Origin of the sequence: Rothia sp. HMSC069C04 (assembly GCF_001812895.1) — a bacterium.
Lineage (GTDB): Bacteria > Actinomycetota > Actinomycetes > Actinomycetales > Micrococcaceae > Rothia.
In genome coordinates, this window is the sequence record NZ_KV810720.1 from 1 (window position 1) to 2274 (window position 2274).

The 2274-nt window shown below is 52.4% G+C and carries 2 protein-coding genes; both read right to left on the minus strand.

The annotated features are described in order from the left end of the window. Positions 1 to 449 precede the first annotated feature (449 nt). Complete coding sequence (locus HMPREF2879_RS01680) at positions 450 to 1319, minus strand: hypothetical protein (RefSeq protein WP_070634675.1); 870 nt, start codon at positions 1317 to 1319, stop codon at positions 450 to 452. 17 nt (positions 1320 to 1336) lie between these two features. Next, the coding region (locus HMPREF2879_RS01685) for a hypothetical protein (protein WP_210399472.1) at positions 1337 to 2274 on the minus strand (938 nt) is incomplete at its 5' end.

The window sequence follows — 2274 nt, forward strand, 5'->3', positions numbered from 1 at the left end:
CATAGACGCACACTGCACGAACGCGGGCACCCTCATCAGTGACCAGCACCTTCACCCAAGCATTCTCAGGGTGGGCGCTATCAAAGTACTCAACGCGCACCAGCGCGCCAAACGCATCAACACCCCAGAAGATGATGAGGAAGGTGCGCATGGCGGGTTCTCGTTTCGTGTGGTTGGTTAATATCCGGAAGCGCACCACCGGCAGGTGACGTATCTTCCCCAAAGATACTCTATGTGCTTGAAAGCTCTGATAAGCAAAAATATAGAGCAATATGATGGCCTATGGGCTAATCAGCCAGAAGGTTAACTCGGTGCGAGGCTCGGGTAAAGACCAGGCGACCATTCACCGGCGGGTGATGGTGGCACTCTAGGCTAGCTGTCGCTGGTATGCAGAAAGCCCCTGGACTGAGAGAGTGAACTCTCAGCCCAGGGGCTTTCTTACATTCTATTTAGCCAGCTACAGGCGTAGTTTCGGGGACCTCATCTTCTTCCTCCTCGGGAATGGTGATGCCCACGGTGACGTACCTCTTCACCGACCACGCATTCATTGCCACCGAGGCAGCAAAGAACAACGCAGGCAACCACTCCAGGCGAACCAGCGAATAGCCCAAATACCCGAGCGCAATACACGCGGCCAGGCCAGCCACACCAATACACACGGCACGCAAGGTGCGATACCTGTCGGTTCCTTCTTCAAGGCGGGTGCCCTGCAGGTAGAAGAGACCCTCGCGCACAACACGCAGGAACCCCGGGGTCAGGAAGAGTGCAACCGCCAGAGCCGCCGGATCGTAACCTGAGGTCATGAAACTGGTCAGGGGAACCACAAGGCACAGAACCGTGAAAATAGCCGCTGATATAACGCCCACTCGGGTTGAGTACCTATTCATCTGTTCCATGCGCTGCAGGTCAGGAATATCGTCATTAGGCTCGATTTGGTAGATAAGGCAAACGACGATGATTAGCCCGCTAACCATGTACCAGGAGGCGAAGTTCGTCTCTGGTGACCAGAATCCTTGAATCTCACTGTGGAGTACCCCGAAAGCGGTTAGAACCGTCAGAATAATCAAGCCTACCGCGCTGATGAACATAAGAAGGAGAAAGAAGAAGTTGAAAGAACCGCCGTTTGCTTTACCTCCCATGCTTTCGCTGTGAGCCATATCTATAACTGCGAGGAATACGGGACCTGCAACAAAGAACATTGCGCCCCAAGGCCATCCCCCAATAACGACCATCGCTAGAGATACAAGAGCTATGAAGCTAAAGCAGAACCACAGGAAGATTAGCCATAAAATCCTTAAAACCTCAGAAAAAGTACTCATCTTACTACCTCATCTATCTATTTCTTATGAATATTACGCCACACATCCTCAGCAGTATGCATCGTCGATGTTGCTACAGAAGACGCACCAGCAACAAGACCACCCACAGCATAATTAACTGCGAACTTAATAGGTTGCATAGTAGTCACCTGCGACACAGCTAGATTATGCCACCAGCCACGAGAGACAAACATTGTATGTTCGCCGGGAGCCATGAATCGTGCAACCTGCTTCGACATAAACTCCTTAGCTTCTCGCGCTGGGGCCATCATAGCTACATCATCGGCCACCCCTGAGGTTCCCTTCAAACCTGCCAGAGGCTTGAAATCAACAGGCTTACGAATCAGGTTATTCGCCCACTTCCAATCAGTGCTTCTGGCAACGGGGCCAGTAATCCAATTAGGCTTCGTAACCACGCCAGCAGCCTGCTTAGCACCAGCTATAATACGACCACCAATACCGCCGGTAATGCCACCAACTACTGCGCCAATCGCAGCATCTTTCAGCATCTCCCCCGTGTCCACAGACCCCTTCTGTGCCTTTTGGGTAATCATAGACGTGCCAGCGCTAGAAATTGCCCCTCCAAGAGCACCAAATACCACCATGGTCAAAGGACCGCCTGCAACAGATAGAGCACTTATGCCTATTCCAAGTGCCACCAGCCCGGCGCCTGCAAGATACTCCCAGTTTTCCCCGAACCACTTCTTAGTCTTGTCCCAAGCGTTCTTGGCCAATACAGCTCGGTTATTCCAAGCTACCTTTGCACCCTCCACTGCTTTGTTCCATAGGCCCTTTGCAGTCTCGGTAGCAGCCCGGTAGAATTTCTTACCTTTGTCCCACAAAGCTACTGCACCACTAGCAGCTTTCCGTGCCCACCCAGTAATACCGGAAGAGCCCTTCTGCTCGCGGTACTTATTGAAGTCCTCCACCGACACCGGCGACAAACCCCACGGAT